Annotated in this window: 10 protein-coding genes and 1 pseudogene; 8 read left to right on the plus strand and 3 right to left on the minus strand. The window is 38.9% G+C overall.

All coding sequences use genetic code 11. From position 1 onward, the window contains the following. The first annotated feature begins 243 nt into the window (after positions 1-243). Positions 244-2,409: an elongation factor G gene (fusA, locus tag M901_RS11900; RefSeq protein WP_021278452.1), complete on the plus strand. Its 2,166-nt coding sequence runs from the start codon at positions 244-246 to the stop codon at positions 2,407-2,409. Between the two features lie 432 nt (positions 2,410-2,841). On the opposite strand, the gene M901_RS11905 is transcribed toward fusA, so the two are convergent. Then, positions 2,842-4,884, minus strand: a complete 2,043-nt coding sequence (locus M901_RS11905) for an ATP-dependent helicase (RefSeq protein ID WP_021278454.1) — start codon at positions 4,882-4,884, stop codon at positions 2,842-2,844. Positions 4,885-5,007: 123 nt separating this feature from the next. Between M901_RS11905 and M901_RS11910 the strand changes: the two genes are divergently transcribed. The 5 genes and pseudogenes from M901_RS11910 (at position 5,008) to M901_RS11935 (ending at position 13,837) form a co-directional block, all read left to right on the plus strand. Continuing rightward, positions 5,008-6,030: a C1 family peptidase gene (locus M901_RS11910; protein ID WP_021278449.1), complete on the plus strand. Its 1,023-nt coding sequence runs from the start codon at positions 5,008-5,010 to the stop codon at positions 6,028-6,030. 607 nt (positions 6,031-6,637) lie between these two features. Next, a pseudogene (locus M901_RS18430) lies at positions 6,638-8,071 on the plus strand (FumA C-terminus/TtdB family hydratase beta subunit). A 20-nt stretch (positions 8,072-8,091) separates the two neighbouring features. After that, complete coding sequence (locus tag M901_RS11925) at positions 8,092-10,023, plus strand: acetoacetate--CoA ligase (RefSeq protein WP_021278459.1); 1,932 nt, start codon at positions 8,092-8,094, stop codon at positions 10,021-10,023. Next, a complete protein-coding gene (locus M901_RS11930) occupies positions 10,016-10,699 on the plus strand; it encodes a hypothetical protein (RefSeq protein WP_021278456.1) in 684 nt (227 codons plus the stop codon). Before M901_RS11925 ends, M901_RS11930 begins: the two co-directional genes overlap by 8 nt. A 57-nt stretch (positions 10,700-10,756) precedes the next feature. Continuing rightward, entirely contained in the window at positions 10,757-13,837 is a 3,081-nt protein-coding gene (locus M901_RS11935; protein ID WP_021278450.1) for an efflux RND transporter permease subunit, read from the plus strand. Here the strand turns inward: M901_RS11935 and M901_RS11940 are convergent. Beyond that, positions 13,834-14,925 (minus strand): peptidogalycan biosysnthesis protein, encoded by a 1,092-nt coding sequence (locus M901_RS11940; protein ID WP_021278447.1) that lies wholly within the window; start codon positions 14,923-14,925, stop codon positions 13,834-13,836. The two genes, M901_RS11935 and M901_RS11940, sit on opposite strands and share 4 nt — an antisense overlap. 65 nt (positions 14,926-14,990) lie before the next feature. Between M901_RS11940 and M901_RS11945 the strand changes: the two genes are divergently transcribed. Next, the gene (locus tag M901_RS11945; RefSeq protein WP_021278455.1) at positions 14,991-15,788 is read left to right on the plus strand and encodes a transglutaminase-like domain-containing protein; all 798 of its coding nucleotides are present in this window, start codon (positions 14,991-14,993) and stop codon (positions 15,786-15,788) included. Positions 15,789-15,816: 28 nt separating this feature from the next. On the opposite strand, the gene M901_RS11950 is transcribed toward M901_RS11945, so the two are convergent. After that, positions 15,817-17,088, minus strand: coding sequence for an acetyl-CoA hydrolase/transferase family protein (locus tag M901_RS11950; RefSeq protein ID WP_021278458.1), 1,272 nt, complete (start codon positions 17,086-17,088; stop codon positions 15,817-15,819). A 279-nt stretch (positions 17,089-17,367) separates the two neighbouring features. On the opposite strand from M901_RS11950, the gene M901_RS11955 reads away from it, so the two are divergent. Continuing rightward, positions 17,368-17,955 carry a hypothetical protein gene (locus M901_RS11955; protein WP_021278457.1) on the plus strand — a complete coding sequence of 196 codons (588 nt, stop codon included), beginning with the start codon at positions 17,368-17,370 and terminating at the stop codon, positions 17,953-17,955. Positions 17,956-18,057: the final 102 nt, after the last annotated feature.

An 18,057-nucleotide genomic window follows, 5' to 3' on the forward strand; every position in this document is an offset into this window, starting at 1 on the left:
AATTTTTTTTAAGGATTTCACCTGTTCTTGTCAATAGTTTGATGACTTGGAGTGTAGAATTTATGAATTTTTTTAGGCCATTAAATAATTGATGTTTTAAGTATTTTTTTTGAAATGCCTAATTGACTGATACTTGGAATTTCACTAAGATGGGCGACTGAATATTGTTTAAATTTTTAGTACTTATTTTACGATAATAATGTCTAACATTGTAAATTAATTAATTCATACGTGGAGAACGCAATGATTAACAACAAACTAATGGCAAAGACGAGAAACATCGGTATCTCTGCCCACATTGACTCTGGTAAGACAACTCTTACTGAAAGGATTCTTTTTTACTGTGACATGATCCACAAGATCGAAGACGTTCGTGGTGGTGGTGATGGTGCAACAATGGACCACATGGAACTTGAAAAAGAAAAAGGTATCACAATTACTTCTGCTGCAACAACTGTTCACTGGAAAGGTGTTGAAGGAAAGGGAACAACTTTCGCAGACGGTGTTGAGAAAGATACAAGAATTAATATTATCGATACTCCGGGTCACGTTGACTTTACAGTTGAAGTAGAGCGTTCTCTAAGAGTACTTGATGGAGCGATCCTAGTTCTTTGTTCTGTTTCTGGTGTTCAGTCACAGTCTATTACTGTTGACAGACAAATGAAGCGTTACAATGTTCCAAGAATGGCTTTCTTAAATAAAATGGACCGTATGGGTGCCAACGCATTTAATGGTAGAGATGCTCTAAGAGAGAAGCTAAACCACAATGCAGTTCTTATGCAATGTCCTATCGGTGCTGAAGATGGTTTCCTAGGTGCTGTTGATCTAATCACAAGAAAAGCATGGTACTACGATGGTGATAACGGTGAAAACGTTAGAATCGAAGATTGTCCAGCTGATCTTGCTGACAAAGTAGAAGAGCTAAGATCAGAAATGGTTGATGCTGTTGCTGAGTACGATGATGATGTAATGGAAGCTTACCTTGAAGGTAATGAGCCAACTGATGAGCAACTTCACCTATGTATCAAAAAAGGTGTTCAGTCTCTTCAACTTACTCCAGTTTTCATGGGGTCTGCATTCAAGAACAAAGGTGTTCAAGCACTTCTTGAGGCCGTTGCAAGATACCTTCCTTCACCACTTACTTGTGCTAAGCCAACTGCTGTTAACTCTGATAACGATGAGACAGTAGAAATCAACCCAAGCCCAGAAGAAGATCTACTTGCTATGGCATTTAAGATCACTGACGAGCAATTTGGTCAGCTGACTTATACAAGAATCTATAGAGGTACACTAAATAAAGGTGATACTGTTTATAATACAAGAACTGGAAAGAAAGTTAGAATCGGTCGTATGGTACGTATGAACTCTAACGATAGAGAGAATATTGATTCAGCGCACGCTGGTGACATCATTGCTATCGTTGGTATTGACTGTGCATCAGGGGATACTTTCGTAGGTAACGATGATAACTGTAACCTATCTCTAGAGGGAATCCACGTTCCAATCCCAGTTATCGAGCTTTCAATCTCTTGTAAAGATAAGGGTGAGCAAGCGAAGATGTCTAAAGGTCTTGCAAAATTTATTAAAGAAGACCCGACATTCCACGTTTACACAGATGAAGAATCTGGTGAAACAAGAATTGCTGGTATGGGTGAGCTACACCTTGAAATCTACGTTGAAAGACTTAAGCGTGAGTTCGGTGCAAACGTAGCAGTTGGTGCTCCTCAGGTTAACTACAGAGAAACAATTAGAACTGAAGCTCCTTTTGATTATACTCACAAGAAGCAAACAGGTGGTTCTGGTCAATTTGGTCAGGTTGTTGGTCTTCTTAGACCACTTGCTGAAGATGACAAGGATAAAGAAGATCAAGTCTTTAAATTCAACAATGAAATTAAAGGTGGATCTATTCCTAACGAATTCATCGGTGCTTGTGAAAAAGGTTTCCAAGACGTTATGGACAAAGGTCCTCTTGCAGCTTTCCCAGTTATCAACTGTGAAATCTTCCTAAGAGACGGTAAGTCACACGACGTTGACTCTTCAGATATGGCGTTCCGTATTGCTTCAAGACAAGCAATGAGACAAGCTATTAGAAGTGCTGATCCAGTAATTATGGAGCCAGTAATGAAAGTTGAAGTTACAACTCCAGATGAGTTCCAAGGTTCTGTTATTGGTGACCTTTCTTCAAGAAGAGGGATGATCCAAGGTTCAGAGACTGATCCAGGTGGAGAAGTTATCATCAACGCTGAAGTACCTCTTTCAGAGATGTTTGGTTATTCAAATGACCTAAGATCTATGTCTCAAGGTAAGGCGTCATACACTATGGAATTTGCAAGATACGTAGACTGTCCTTCAAATATCCAAGAGTCAGTTATTGCTGAAAGAAAAGAAAAGCTAGAAAACGACGATTAGCCCTAGGCCAAGGTGCATTGCACTTTGACGTTGCTACTAAGCTCTACAGAAATAACAAAAATACAAAAGGCCCTCTTTCAAAGAGGGTCTTTTTTTATCTGCTTTAACTGCTATCCTTAAGTGGGGTTGAAATCCACTTATCCCTGCGTTATCACATCAGGAATTCTACGCAATATCCAACAGTTCAAAAATAAACTCAGTAAGTCTTTATTGTTAATCCACGATAGGCCCTTTCTAGCCCCATTTATGTAGAGCAGTTTATTATCTGCTTTAACTGCTATCCTTAAGTGGGGTTGAAATCCACTTATCCCTGCGTTATCACATCAGGAATTCTACGCAATATCCAACAGTTCAAAAATAAACTCAGTAAGTTTTTATTGTTAAAGCACTATAGGCCCTTTCTAGCCCCATTTATGTAGAGCAGTTTAAGGTCTATTCGTCGAGGAGGTTCATGAGATTAGAGAAGAAACCTTTCTTATATTCTTCAACTTCTTCTTGAGTGTCGAATTGACCAAAACTTTCGCGGTCTTGTTCTTTGAAAAATCCCTCTTTATCGAGTTCGATGACGAAGCGAGATTTATGGCGAGGGCTAATGGTTCCGTGAATTTTTCTTTGCTTACAATAGGTCATAATAAGCTTTGACTGAGCCCTAGTGATTCCAACGTAGCAAAGGCGTCTTTCTTCACTGACATTTCCTTCGGTGATACTTCTTTTGTGAGGTAGGATTTCTTCTTCCATTCCAAGCAAGTAGACTGTGTCGAATTCAAGTCCTTTGGAAGAGTGAAGAGTCATCATTGTCACTTCATTTGCTCGTACATCATCTTCTTCCTCTTCATCACTTGTATCCTGTGAGTCTTGAAGAAGTAGTTTTTCTACAAATGTATCTAGGTTTGCATCTTCACCATAGAACTTGGTGAAACGCTCTGCTGATTCAATAAAGTGGTTAATATCATTCTTTCTACGATCAACTTGTTTCACATTGTCGTAGTTCTTTTCAATAAACTTAAAGTAGTCGATATCTTCAACTAGGGTTGTGATAGATTCAGCAAGTGAGTAACGACTAAATTCATCCTGATGTTTTGTAATGAGACTTACAAATGGACGAATATGTTTTTCTCGATTTGGGTCGAGATCTGGTTTCATTTTCATGGCGTGGAAGAGGCTGACATTCTCATCCTCGGCCAGTTCGAGATACTTCTCAAGAGTTCTCATCCCAATTCCACGATTTGGAATATTGAGAATTCTTCTTAGGGCCATTTGGTCTGCAGGGTTTTTTATTACCTGTAGATAGGCCATGAGATCCTTTACTTCTTTTTTCTCGTAGAATTTCTGGCCACCTAACATTTTGTAAGGAACTTGTGAAAGGCGAAGTTGTTCTTCTACAGGTAGGGCCTGAGTGTTACTTCTGTAGAGAATGGCGATATCTCCGAGATGGCCACCATCTGATTGGTGCTTAACAATATCTTCGACTACGATCTCAGACTCATGATCTGTATCACCACATTTCCAAAGAACAGGTTTGAGATCAGATTTCTTGTCAGACCATAGGGTCTTTTCTCTTCGGTTCTTATTTTCTTGAATTACGCGGTTGGCGAGTTCAAGAATTGGTGAGACAGAACGATAGTTCTGTTCAAGTTTGACGACCTTTGCTCCCGGAAAGTTACTTTCAAAGCTTAGGATATTTGTAATATCGGCCCCTCGAAATGAGTAAATGGCCTGGTCATCATCTCCAACAACACAGAGATTATTATGGCATTTTGTGAGGTGGAGTATGAGGTTAAATTGGAGAGTATTGGTATCTTGATACTCATCAATCATGATATATTGAAATTGCTCTGAGTATTTTTGAGCAATATCTGGATTCTCATTAAATAGCTTTACCGTTAGTAGGAGAATATCGTCAAAGTCGATTGCATTGAAGAATTTCAACTTTTCCTGATAGTACTCATAGATAAAATTGGTTGCATGACAGTATGGGTCCTCTTCATTGAACATTGGGCTGTCTGCGTAGTCATCTGGCTCAATTCCACCATTTTTGAGATTCCCAATGAGACTTAAGATCTGCTCTTTTTTAAAGTTCTTTCCTGCGTGGTAGAGCTTTAGACCATCGCGAATAATAGCGAGCTGATCAGACGTGTCATAGATTGAGAATTTCTTGTGATAGCCGAGTTTATCAATTTCTTTCTTGAGAATTTTTAAACCAAGAGAGTGAAAGGTTGCGAGAGTGACACCACGGGATTTGTGTTTTCCGAGCAGGCCAATAACTCTTTCTCGCATTTCTTTGGCGGCCTTATTCGTGAAACTTACAGCAAGGATATTCTTCCCAGGAATATGAAGATTGTCGACCATGTGCGCAATTCGGTAGGTGAGAGTACGAGTCTTCCCACTTCCTGCTCCTGCAAGAATAAGCACAGGGCCATCTATCGTGTCGGCCGCTTCACGTTGTTTGTCATTTAGTCCACTTAAAGAAATCACTCCTTCTAAAATGCCTCTATAAGTAGAGTTAGACAAGCTATATTAAGTGATGACTCAAAGCGTTTTTAGAGATTCTTGACGTTTTCGCTCGGGTTCGAGACACTTTTATCTCAAGGGGAAAACATGTTACAAAGAATTTATTTAATCATTGCGCTAATGGTGAGTGCACAACTATCACTTGCAGCGCCACTGCGTTCGAATACTCACGAACTTATTCAATTACAATCACCTGTTAAGTCTCAAAAGAGTCGTGGTACTTGTACAATGTTTACTGCCATGGGGATTATAGAGCATATGCTCATTCGCGATGGACGATTCACAGCTCAAGAAATCGATCTCTCTGAAGAGTGGATGGAATATATTATTATGAAGGATAAGCAGTCTGAAGGCTCTTCAACTTCTCGTAATATGAAAGCGGTTCTGAAGTATGGTGTGGTGACTGAGAAGACGTGGCCATATATCGGCAAGAAGTGGTTAGACCTTGTGGAATATCCACTTTCGAGACAGAGATGCGGTCATCTTGAAAAGAGACCACTGATGCTACAGAGTTGTTTATTGGGACATCGTGATCCAACCTTATTGGAGCTATCAGATTCAGAGCTGGCCGAAAGAGATGTGGAGTTTGTTACTATTCGTGACGAGGCCCAGCGACTTAAGTCCGAGCTTATTGAAGGCCTATATAAGTATAAGAAGTCTTATAAGCTTAAATCTTATCAGAAAGTTAAAGATTACCTCGCCTCTGGTGAGTCAATCATTATGGGGATGAAACTCTATTATGGTTCATGGAATAGTAAGAAAACTATCACACATGAGATTCAAGAAAGAGATAAGAAGAAGTGGTATGCTGGGATCGTTGGTTATCCTGAGCCGGGGACAAGAGATAGAAGAATTTCAAGCGAAAAAGGTGGTGGGCACTCCGTTATTCTTGTTGGCTATGACGATGAAGTGGAAGTGACTTCACGTATGCAAATGGAAGATGGTTCTTGGAAAGAATTCACGTATAAAGGTGTCTATTACTTTAAGAATTCATGGGGAGTTCGTGGCTTTGGTAAGAGATTTAAGTTAGATGGTATTTCTTATCCTGGTTATGGAATGATAACGCAGAAATACGCTCATGAATTGGGGAAATTCTTCCGAATAAGGTAGGCCGAATCAATTAAAATAACGCAATTCAAAGATTTGATAAAGACGATCAATCTTGGCATAATTGCGCTTAGTTATCACACAATAGAATTACTATATACAGGGGTTAATTATGGCAAAGAAAGTCGCCAAAAAAACAGCAAAGAAAACTGCAAAGAAAACAACTAAAAAAGTAGCAAAGAAAGCAACTAAGAAAAAGGCTGCAAAGAAAGTGGCCAAGAAAACTACGAAGAAAAAAGTTGCTAAGAAGGCAACAAAGAAAAAGGTTGCAAAGAAAGCAACAAAGAAAAAAGTAGCAAAGAAGGCAACAAAGAAAAAGGTTGCAAAGAAAGCAACAAAGAAAAAAGTAGCAAAGAAGGCAACAAAGAAAAAGGTTGCAAAGAAAGCTACGAAGAAAAAAGTTGCAAAAAAAGCAACAAAGAAAGTGGCCAAGAAAGCTACGAAGAAAAAGGTTGCGAAAAAAGCGACAAAGAAAGCCACAAAGAAAGTAGCGAAGAAAAAAGTCGCTAAAAAAACAGCCAAGAAAGCGACTAAGAAAGCGACTAAGAAAACTACCAAGAAAACTACTAAGAAAAAAAGCGCCAACACATCGGCAAACCTCTTCGACTCAATCCTCGAGCTGATTAGAGTGACGTCGACTGTTATTCCAGACGATATTCAAAAAGTTGTTCTTGAGGCCCTGGCCAGAGAAGAGAAGAATACAACTGCTGAGTACGCAATGAATATTATTAAGGCCAATATTGATCTTGCTAAGAAGAAGTCTCAACCGCTTTGCCAAGATACAGGTACTATTATTTTTGAAGTTGCACACCCAGTAGGTTTTAATCAAACAGACTTTAGAAAAGTAGTTGAGAAGGCAGTTGTTAAGGCGACGGAAGTTGGTTACCTAAGACAGAACTCAGTAGACTCTCTAAAGGGAACTAATGATACGATGAACTTAGGTCCAGGGCATCCCGCGATTCACTTCCATGAACATAATAAGAAGACTGTTGAAGTTAGACTTATGCTCAAAGGTGGTGGGTGTGAAAATGTTGGTGCTCAATACTCACTTCCTAATCAAGAGCTTGGAGCAGGTCGTGATCTTGATGGTGTAAGAAAGGCCATTTTAGACGCTGTTCAAAAAGCGCAAGGTAAGGGGTGTGGGCCAGGTGTTCTTGGTGTTTGTATTGGTGGTGATAGAGGTGCAGGATATGTGAACTCTAAAGAGCAACTTTTTAGAAGGCTTGATGATACCAATGAAATTGCTGAGCTCGCTGAGCTTGAGAAGGATATTGTTGAAACAGCGAACAAGCTTGGTATTGGACCTATGGGGTTTGGTGGAAAGACGACGCTTTTAGGATGTAAGATTGGACACTTAAATAGACTTCCAGCTTCATTCTTTGTTTCAGTTTCATATATGTGCTGGGCCTATAGAAGACATGGGGTTTCACTTAAAACAGATAATAAAATTAGCAACTGGCTATACTAAGAGGTTCATATGAAAAGACTAGATTATCCTTTTACAAAAGAAGCGATTAGAGAATTAAAAGTTGGTGATATGGTTCTTATCACTGGGAAACTCTTTACGGGACGCGATGCTGTTCACAAGAGATTACATGAGGGTGTTCCTTCACCAGTGAATCTTGAGAATCAAATTATTTATCACTGTGGGCCAGTTGTAATTGAAAAAGGGAATGACGAGTATGAAGTCAAGGCCGCTGGGCCAACAACTTCTATTCGTGAGGAACCATACCAATGGGAAGTGATGAGAGATCATGGGATTGTTGGTGTGATTGGTAAAGGTGGAATGGGCCCAAAGACTTTAAAAGGTTGTCAGGATTATGGATGTGTTTACTTCCACGCAATTGGTGGAGCCGCTCAGGTTCTTGCTGAGAAAATAAAGTCTGTCGATTCTGTGAACTGGCGTGAGCTTGGTTCTCCTGAGGCCATCTGGGAACTCACAGTCGAAGAGTTTCCTGTCGTTGTGACAATGGATTCTCACGGTAACTCACTACATGCTGAGGTTCAAAATAGTAGTGAAGAAAAACTTAAAGGCCTCATTTAATTTGGTTAAAGGGAGAAACCATGACTAAAGCTCTGTGGAGTCCGTCTAAAGAGAGAATTGAATCAACTAGTATGTATCGCTTCTTAAAGAAGATGCAACAGAAGTATTCTCTTGCTGGAGATGACTACCAGACACTTCATCAATTTTCAGTAGATAACTCTGAAGCTTTTTGGAGTGAGTTGATTGAATTCTTCGAAGTTCAAGTCTCTGGAGATTTAACACCTGCTTGCCAGGATCATGGTTTCTCTCAATATGCTTGGTTTCCAAAGGCCGAGTTAAATTTTGCTCAAAATCTTCTTAAGAGTGGGCAAGATTCTAAGACGGCGATTATTTCTGTCTTGGAAAATGGAAGTCGTAAAGAGATTAGCTATCATGATTTAAGAAGATCTGTTGCTGGCCTTTCTCAATCACTTTCAGCTTATATTTCACCAGATGATGTTCTGGCCTGTTATATGCCAAATATTAGTGAAACAGTTGAGGCCATGTTGGCGACAACTTCGCTTGGTGGTATTTTCACTTCGACAAGTTGTGACTTTGGAATCGAAGGTGTGGTTGATCGTTTTGGACAATCTCGCCCTAAGGTGCTTGTGAGTTGTGCCGGTTATGAGTACAACGGAAAGTACTTTGATTTGACTCAAAAGTTAAAGGCCATTGTTGAACAAGTCGATAGTATTGAGAAAGTTATTATTGTTGATTTTATAGGGAAGGGCTTCGATTGTACTCAAGTGCCAAACTCAGTCTTATGGAGTGATTTTTTTACTCCTTGTGAAAGTGAAATCAATTTTGTTCAACGTAAATTCTCTGATCCACTTTATATTATGTATTCTTCAGGAACGACGGGCAAACCTAAGTGTATTGTTCATTCAACTGGAGGGACGCTGCTTCAGCATGTGAAGGAGCTAGGTTTACATACAGATCTAAATGAAAATAAGAATATTTTCTATTTCACAACTTGTGGATGGATGATGTGGAATTGGCTAGTAAGTTCTCTTTACTTTGGTGGAACGACAACACTTTACGAGGGATCTCCGGCCTATCCTAGTTTTAATGAATTCGTAAAAATTATTGAAAGAGAAAAGATTCATATCTTTGGGACGAGTCCAAAATTTTTGAGAGCTCTTGAAGATAGTCAGACTAATATTGCTGATGTTGATCTCTCTACACTTGAGACTATCTTATCAACAGGTGCACCACTTCTTCCTGATCAATTCGAATATGTTTATAAAAATTTTAAGTCGGATCTCTTATTGGCAAGTATCTCTGGAGGAACAGATATTATTGGATGTTTCTTTCTAGGAAATCCTATTCTACCTGTTTATGCAGGAGAACTCCAATGTTCAGGTCTTGGGATGAATACGGCCTGCTTCAATGATGAGGGAGTTGAGGTCATTGACGCTGAAGGTGAGTTAGTTTGTAAGAGTAGTTTTCCTTCAAGACCTATTTATTTCTTAAGTGATGAGTCGGGAGAGAGAATCAAATCAGCATACTTCGATCACTTTCCTGGTGTTTGGCACCATGGTGATTTCATCTCTATTTCAAAAGAGGGAAGGGTTAAGGTTCTGGGGCGCTCAGATGCAACTCTGAATCCTGGAGGTGTTAGAATTGGGACGGCTGAAATCTATCGTCAAACTGAGACCTTGTCTTACTTAGAGGATTCAATTTGTGTTGGAAAGCAAGTTGATGGTGATGTTGAAGTTCAACTCTTTGTTAAGATGAATACCGGTGAAGAGCTCTCGACTGAGAGAATTAAAGAAATTAAGAAATTGATTAAAGATAATACAACTCCTCGCCATGTTCCTCGCCGAGTGATGGCCATTCAAGATATTCCTTACACTCGCTCGGGAAAGAAGATGGAGCTAGCGGTGGCGAAGCTTATCAATGGTAGGGCCTTAAATAATATCGAGGCCGTGGCAAACCCAGAATGTTTAGAAGAGTATAAGCAATATGTCTAAAGCTCTAGGTCTAACTATTTTTAGTGTGAAATGGTTGGCCTTTTGGATGTTAATCATGGGAGCCTATCCACTTATGTGGGACAAGTTCTTTGGTTTTAATTACCTAGAAACCCCTATGTTCACTGTTATCTACTACCTTTCAATGGCCTTTCTTGGTTGCTACTTATTTTTTCAAGAGGAGCTTATTTCTCATCTTACGAAGAAATCAAATTCTGTCATCATGGGCTTCTTTTCAGTTCTCTTTCTGCTCTTGCCAAGTGTTATTGAAAGTTTTATTCCTCTAAATTCTATGACGAAGAAAGTGGTCTTAGAATATAAATTCTTCTTTCCTCTCTTTGATATTAAAGCATCGTTTAGTAAGTTAAGTGAGTTGATTTTTCAACAACTGCTTATTTATGTTTGCCTATTTAAGTATCAAAAGATTTTAGCTGATAAGTGGAAGACTGTAGGAGTTTTTACAGCTCTTTTCTTTGTTCTACACTTTCCACTGGTCTTTATTTTCAAAGGTCTTTTCTCTTTGATCTTTATTTTACCATCATTAATTGCTGGCTTTCTTTTTTCATTCTCTGTGCTTCATTTTAGAGCAGGCCTGGCGACTTCTTATGCTATTCATTTGGGTTTCTATATCTTAGTGGGTGTTATTTATCGCTTCTTACCAGTCTCCTTATTGAGTTGACACAGAAATGACAATTAAGGACTAGCATAAATAACCTGTAGCAGCATATTATTGACTATGAAGAAAATTATTGAATATTTTTGTACCCGCCACCTCCTATCTAATGTCCTTTTCTTTGGTGTTATTCTCTTAGCACTTTTTTCTTGGAAGAATATTGGTAAAGAAGAAATGCCTGAATTTGCCAGTAACTGGGTTCGTGTTAGTACTAGCTATCCAGGTGCTCCTGCTGAGGATGTCGAGCTCTTTGTGACTAAGCCGATTGAGGATGAGCTCAAGGGGATTGTTGGTATCGAAGATATTGTCTCTACTTCAAGTGTTGGCTCTAGCCGTTTTCGTATTGTGATTGATGATGACTATCCTGATAAGGATGAAGTTGTCCAAGATATAAAAGATGCAGTTCTCAGGGCCAATCTTCCTAGTGAGGTTCGTGATCTTCCAAATATTCGACAGTTTAAAAGTTCAGAGAAGGCCATATTAGATATTGGAATCTATCATAAGGACCATCGATTTCTCGATACTAAGGCACGTGCTGAGTTACAAGAATACGTTCTTAGTTTTGAAAATCAACTTCTGGCCCTAAAAGAAATCAGCTCTGTTGAAAAAGATTATTACCGAAAACCAGAAATCCAAATTCAGGTTGATCCAGAGAAAAAGAAGAAGATGGAAATCTCTCTAACAGAGATCAGAAGTCAAATTGTTAAGAATAATGTTCGAGTTCCTGTTGGGGCCCTTGAGGATAAAGGAGAAAGTAAGGTTACTGCTCTTAATGAATTAGAGACAGTTGATGCCCTTATGAACTTTATTGTTAGAGGGAATTACGAAGGGCAGGGAGTCCTTCTCTCTGATATTGCCACTATCCGTGATGATTTTAAAAAGGATACGACTATTTTTAAAATCAATGGGCATGAAGGGGTTTTTCTCAATGTGAAGAAGACCATTTCAACAGATATTCTCTCTGCTCAATCCTCAGTGATGAAGTTTATTGATAAATTTAATCGTTCGAATAAAGATGGGAAAATAGGCATCGTTCTAATGGATGATGAGTCCTATGAAGTGACTAATAGGCTTGAGATTATTGGTTCAAACGGTCTGTTGGGCTTCATTCTAATCCTCTTGATCCTCTTTCTCTTTCTCGATGCAAAATCGGGGTTTTGGGTTGCAATGGGAATCCCATTTAGTATCGGTTTTACTTTGATACTCTGTCATATTGTTGGTTACACCGTGAATAATATGACTCTGGCCGGGATTATTATTGTCTTAGGGATTGTCGTTGATGATGCCATCATCATTGCAGAGAATATCTCGCGACACCGCGAAGAGGGGCTTCCCTTAAAAGACGCTGCAATTATTGGAACGCAAGAAGTTGTAAAACCTATTATTGCTTCAATTATTACGACTTGTGTGGCCTTTATTCCTCTTATCTTCTTTGAAGGGTTCTTTGGTAAACTCGTCTCTTATATTCCACTGGTTGTGGCCTTGATGTTATTGGGGTCATTGATCGAATCTATTTTTATTCTTCCGGCGCACTTAAGCGCTAAGACTCCTCTTCTTGATAGATTTGTTAAAGATGAAGGAGAGAAATCATGGTTTCATAAGTATGAGGAACTCTATAGTCGTTTCCTAAATAAGGTTTTCAATATTCGTATACCTCTCATCTTAGGTTTTGTGGCCTTACTTGCAGGGGCCATCTTTATCTTTAAAACACAGATGCGCTTTGTGATGTTTCCTCGTGAAGAAAGTAAGGAAATTATTGTTAAGGTTAAGGCCCATAAAGATGCAGCACGAGAGGACACGGCCCGCTATATAGCTCCAATTGAGGAGCTCTTTTACAAAGACTCTACCAATGTTGTAGGAGTTCGCAGTACTGTGGCCAAGTCTAGAAGAGGGGGAGAAGTTAAGGAGAATGAGGCTTCAATTCTTGTTGAGCTAGTGCCTGCAGATCAAAGGAGCCTATCTCTTAATGAACTTATGAAGGGCTGGAAGAAGAAAACTAATGGCTTTGAAAACTTAGAGTCTGTGAAATTTATTAAAGGACGCTGGGGTTGGGACTCGGGAAGTGCCATTGAGTTACAAGTCCAAGAAAATAATGATAAGAAGCGTGGCCAGATTACGAAGATGATCTCCGATGAGATGAAGAAGCTCCCATATTTTTCAGAGGTTGAAATTGAAGAGCCACTTAAGAAGAGAGAGTATATTTTCAAGATCAAGCAAGAGCAGCTGATTCGTTTTAATATTGATCCAACGAGTGTCACCTCGGCACTTCGCTCATTTGTTGAAGGGTCAATTCTCTATTCAGTCAATAAAGGAGAGGAAGAAGTTGATGTGAGACTGACTGTTCCTTCAGAGTCTAAGAAAGATCTTGAGGAGCTTTTAAAGCTAAGAATTGAAAATAGAAGTGGTCAACTGGCCTATCTTAAAAATGTCGTTGACGTTGAAGAGGTGAGAAAGCCTACAAATATTCAAAGAACAAATTTTAAACGCTCTATTATGGTTTACGGGAGTATGAAAGAAGGTGTGAAGGTTACCCCGCTTGAAATTGCTCAGAAACTTGAGGAAGATATTTTTCCATCTGTCATTAATAAATTTCCTACCGCTATTCTAGAGTTCAAAGGAGAGGTTGAGGACTCTCGTAAGAGTCAGGGAGAATTTGTTAACTCGATTATTCTGGTCGTGATACTCATTTACTTTATTCTTATTATTATGTTTGATTCTGTGACAAAGCCACTTCTGGTTATGTCCATTGTTCCCTTTGGCCTCGCGGGGGTTGTTTATATTCTCTTGGCCCATGGAATGAGTATCTATGGATTCTTTGCCGTTATTGGAACACTTGGAATGATTGGTGTTGTTATTAATGATGCTATTGTAATGATTGATAAGATTGAGTCCCGCTTAAGTGAAGGGGATGAGTGTGGTTGGCGAGTGATCGCTGATGTGGCCTCAACTCGTTTAAGACCTGTTCTCGTGACAACGATCACAACAGTGGTCGGTATTTTACCAACGGCCTATGGGGTGGCCGGTTATGATTCTATGCTTGCTGAGATGATGCTGACAATGGGATGGGGGCTACTCTTTGGAACAATTATTACTCTCTTACTCATTCCTTCTCTCTATACTTTCTTTACTAAGAAATTAGATTAGGATTTGTAGGGAAGATATTTTCTGAGCTCAAGAATTCTGTTTTCGACTTCCTGATTCTGTTGATCAATATAATCGCAAATAGGTTTAAAGAGCTCGGGAATACGCAGGTGGTGGGCCGAAAGGATTTCTACGGGTTCAAAACCGCGCCATAGTTTGTGCTCTCCTTGGGCGCCGGCCTCAAATAGGGGAATATCATTCTTGAAGCAATAGTCCATACCTTGGTAGTAGCACATTTCAAAGTGAAGGGCGGGAAACTCATTTTCATATTGCGCAAGAATCCCCCAGTATCGTCCATATAAGGCCTTTTCAGAATCTATAAACAGACTCATGGCAATATCTTGAGAGTTATATTCCGCTATAAAAATCAATAGGCTTTCATCCATCATTTTTGGAAGTAATTGAAAGAACTCTTCTTTAAGATAGGCATAGGAGTTCTTTTTAGCAATTGTACTTAAGTAGAGTTCATAGACTTTAGGCATAATCTCTAAACACTCATGAGCGCGATAAGTCTTAATTCTTATTCCACTGTCTTTAACCTTTTGTCTTTCTTTCTTAATCATTTTTCGTCGTCCTTTTTTTAAGGACTGCAAAAAGTGCTCAAAATTGTCCCACTTCTTTTGCCAATGATACTGTGTGCTCTTCATGATCTTATGGCCTTGGGATTCAATTATTTTTGCTTCGTCATCAGTAAGGAAGAGGTAGTGCTCCCCTGAGAGCTGAGTTGTGCGTTGATAGTTTTCAAATGAATGAGCGACAAGTTCTGAAAATATGTCTGCGCTTTGAGTTAGGTTTTTAGGGGCATTCACTGGTGTAAATGGAATGGCATGAATGAGTTTAGGGTAGTAGGGAATACGATATCTTTGATAGAAATCTGCCCAGGCCCAATCAAAGATATACTCACCATAACTATGACCCTTGAGATAGCCAGGTAGGATATCTTGTTGATATTTCAGGTGATAAGGTAGCCAACCTGTTTCATCACCAACGGAGTGGGATTCTTCTAATAATTGAAAGAATCGTCCATCACAAAAAGGATTGTCGCTTTTAATTTTAGACTTAATATGGTGAGTGATTTCTAATTGGGCCACTTAGTTATTATAGTGGCAGGAATGTCTGACTACCAATAATTTCTAAGAACTCATAAAATAACTTTATGATTAACGGACTTTATAGATTTGGTATTCTTGTTTTTCCTCTTATTTTCAAGCTTAGTGTGAGTGCTAAGGGGATTGATGATGCTAAGAGGCTTTGTCTATCGGATGGGGCAAAGGCCAAGCGTTCATGTGATGTTGTTTATCACGAGAAATATACGATGAATGTTTTTTCTGAGGCCTATAGTATGACTCTCAATGGAATCTCACCGGCGGTGATTTCTCTTATTGATAGTACTGATAGTATTCTCAATGAATATATTTTTGAGAATGAAAAGAAGAATATTGAGAAATCAAAGAATAAGAAGAAGGCCAAGGCCATAAAGAATGAGCTTCTCTCTCACATGAAAAAGAAGATTTCCAAATCTCAACTTAATCAATGTCAGGTTGCCTGTTTAGGGAAATGTGTAACAAGTGAGATGATGACTTATAAGATGAATCGAGCAAAGCCTAAGGTCGATGGGCCAGAAAATCATTACCTTACACAAAAAGGTGTTTGTACTGAGTTTGCAGAACTGGCCACTGATATTTCACAAAGTTTGGGACTAGAGGTTAGAACAACTTATAATATGGCCAAGAGACATGCCTATAATGAGTTCTTTATTGATGATCAGTGGGTGTATTTTGAACCTCAGAGTCCAAGTTGTGAGTTCTTTGAGAGCTCTTTAGACCAGCATAAGATCAATGAGGCAAGGTCTCAGAAGGTCGCGATAAATGATGACTCAAGAATGTTAAATTTTAGAAAGTCAAAAGTCATCACTCATAAGAAAATTGATTTTTCAAAGTCACTTCAAAAATAAGGCCTTCATTTAGAAGGCCCTTTTATTCTTATCTGCAGTAGTTATTAAACCATTCTCTTTCAAGTGACTCGCGATGATCTGGATGAGCAATTTCAATTAAGGCCTTGGCCCTTTCATGCAGTGACTTCCCATAGAGATTTGCGACACCATTTTCTGTAACCACATAGTGAATGTGCGCTCTAGTCGTGACCACTCCTGCTCCGGCCTTGAGGCATGCTGAAATTTTAGAGTGTCCCTTTGCGGTTTGAGATAGGAGAGCGATAATTGGCTTTCCTCCCTCTGAGAGTGAAGCCCCTCTTATAAAATCCATTTGTCCACCAACTCCAGAATAGATATGATGTCCCAAACTATCGGCACAGACTTGTCCTGTGAGGTCAACTTCGATGGCCGAGTTAATAGCAACAACTTTTGGATTTCGAGCAATATTTCTTGGATTGTTGACATAGTCTGCACCAAGAAGAATTGTCGAAGGATTATTATCAACATAATCAATAAGCTTCTGGCTTCCCATTAAGAAGCTTGAAACAGACTTTCCTTGATGAAACTTCTTCTTAGAATTATTAACGACACCTCTTTCTAAAAGGTCGATGGCTCCATCTGAGTACATCTCAGTGTGAATTCCAAGATCCTTATGAGTCGTCAGTGCATTGAGAACAGCATCTGGAATCGATCCAATACCCATTTGAAGAGTCGAACCATCTTCGATTATTCCTGCTATAAATTGACCAATTCTCTTTTCATCTTCAGAGATTTCTCGTGACTCTGGAAAGTGGAGGGGCTCATCAACGAAGATGGCATGGTCGATTTGTGAAACGTGAATAATCCCATCTCCATGAATACAAGGCATCTTCGTATTAACTTGGGCAATCACGATATCGGCAGACTCTACCCCGGACTTCATAATATCCACACTTGTTCCAAGTGAGCAGAACCCATGTTTATTTGGAGGTGATACTTGAACGAATGCGACATTAATTTTCTTATTTCCTGAGCTAATGAGATTAGGGATCTCAGAGAGAAAGCATGGGAGATAATCAACTCTTTGATAATCGAGGTTTCTTCTGATATTTCCACCCACAAAGAAGTTTGTGACTCTAAAAATTCCTTCATATTCCTTATTCGCATAGAAAGCGTCCCCATGGGTGTGGAGATGGAGGAGTTCAACGTCCTTTAATCTTGAGCTATGGGCCTTGAGTCCTTCAAGAAGAATAGTTGGTGTGGCCATCCCACCGTGAACTAGAATTGATTGATGACTTTCTAATATTTCTAAGGCCTGAGCAGCCGTATCGTGAACTAACACATTTAACTCCTTATATTTATTGAATATGAAGATGATACTAGAGCAATATCATGGCGATTAACATGATCTAACTTATCTTTTTTTCTAAAGTAACTCGTTAGAATTTTGGAGCGACAATAATTCTTGTAGCTACTTCAGAGATTCCTGTTAAATACTCTTTGTTTGAAAAAACAAATAAGTCTTCAATATTTCAAGCAGAGTTTAGTCAACTTTAAATATTTTACTAAAGTTCACCGCTAAGCAGTCGAAAAGACTATAGAATTAGGTATGGAGGTACCAATGTTGAAAATACAAAATACTGTATTAACAGCACTGACATTTTTGGCCCTGTCATTTTCTGCTCAAGCAGTAGCTCAGGATGGAAAGCCTTGTAATGAAGGTAATTTGAATCCTTTAAGCGAAGAGCAAGATAAGTTAATAGGTGGGTTAGCACGCTCTAATTCTATTTTAACGTATCCTGAGACAAAGGTTCTTTGTGAGACAATTTTAAATATGGGTAGTGGTGAGACAACATTAGGTTTCATCAAAAAATATTCGAGAAAACTACCAAGTAAGAGCTCAAAAGAGTTCCTCTCAACATATGGCTCTAGTATCACATGCTATGGTAGGTCTCTGATTTATTTTACTCTTTATAAGGGTCATGATGATGATCTTAAGGCATTGCTTGATGCTGGTCATGATGTGAATGATATTATTGAAGATACTCGTGGAAGAAGAATGACAATGCTTGATTATATTAGAATTGTCTATGATGAAGAAACGAATCCCATTTATAAAGATCTTATAAAGCAAAAAATAAAGCGTATTCGTAAAGCTGGTGGAAAGACATGTTCGCAGCTTAGTAAGGAATGTATATTAAAGGTTTAGAATATTTTCTTATATTCAGCTTTTCTTTATTTTCAATTTCTGCTTTTGCAGAGATTGAGCCTTGCATTAAGGGAAATGCCTTAGAAGTCTTAAATTCTAGTA

It is taken from the genome of Bacteriovorax sp. DB6_IX (assembly GCF_000447775.1).
Lineage (GTDB): Bacteria > Bdellovibrionota > Bacteriovoracia > Bacteriovoracales > Bacteriovoracaceae > Halobacteriovorax_A.

What these genes read in the sequence shown, in the direction of transcription:
- M901_RS11935 (WP_021278450.1), top strand. Translation starts at nt 10,757, where the DNA reads ATGAAGAAAATTATTGAATATTTTTGTACCCGCCACCTCCTATCTAAT.
- M901_RS11955 (WP_021278457.1), top strand. Translation starts at nt 17,368, where the DNA reads ATGTTGAAAATACAAAATACTGTATTAACAGCACTGACATTTTTGGCC.
- M901_RS11930 (WP_021278456.1), top strand. Translation starts at nt 10,016, where the DNA reads ATGTCTAAAGCTCTAGGTCTAACTATTTTTAGTGTGAAATGGTTGGCC.
- fusA (WP_021278452.1), top strand. Translation starts at nt 244, where the DNA reads ATGATTAACAACAAACTAATGGCAAAGACGAGAAACATCGGTATCTCT.
- M901_RS11925 (WP_021278459.1), top strand. Translation starts at nt 8,092, where the DNA reads ATGACTAAAGCTCTGTGGAGTCCGTCTAAAGAGAGAATTGAATCAACT.
- M901_RS11945 (WP_021278455.1), top strand. Translation starts at nt 14,991, where the DNA reads ATGATTAACGGACTTTATAGATTTGGTATTCTTGTTTTTCCTCTTATT.
- M901_RS11910 (WP_021278449.1), top strand. Translation starts at nt 5,008, where the DNA reads ATGTTACAAAGAATTTATTTAATCATTGCGCTAATGGTGAGTGCACAA.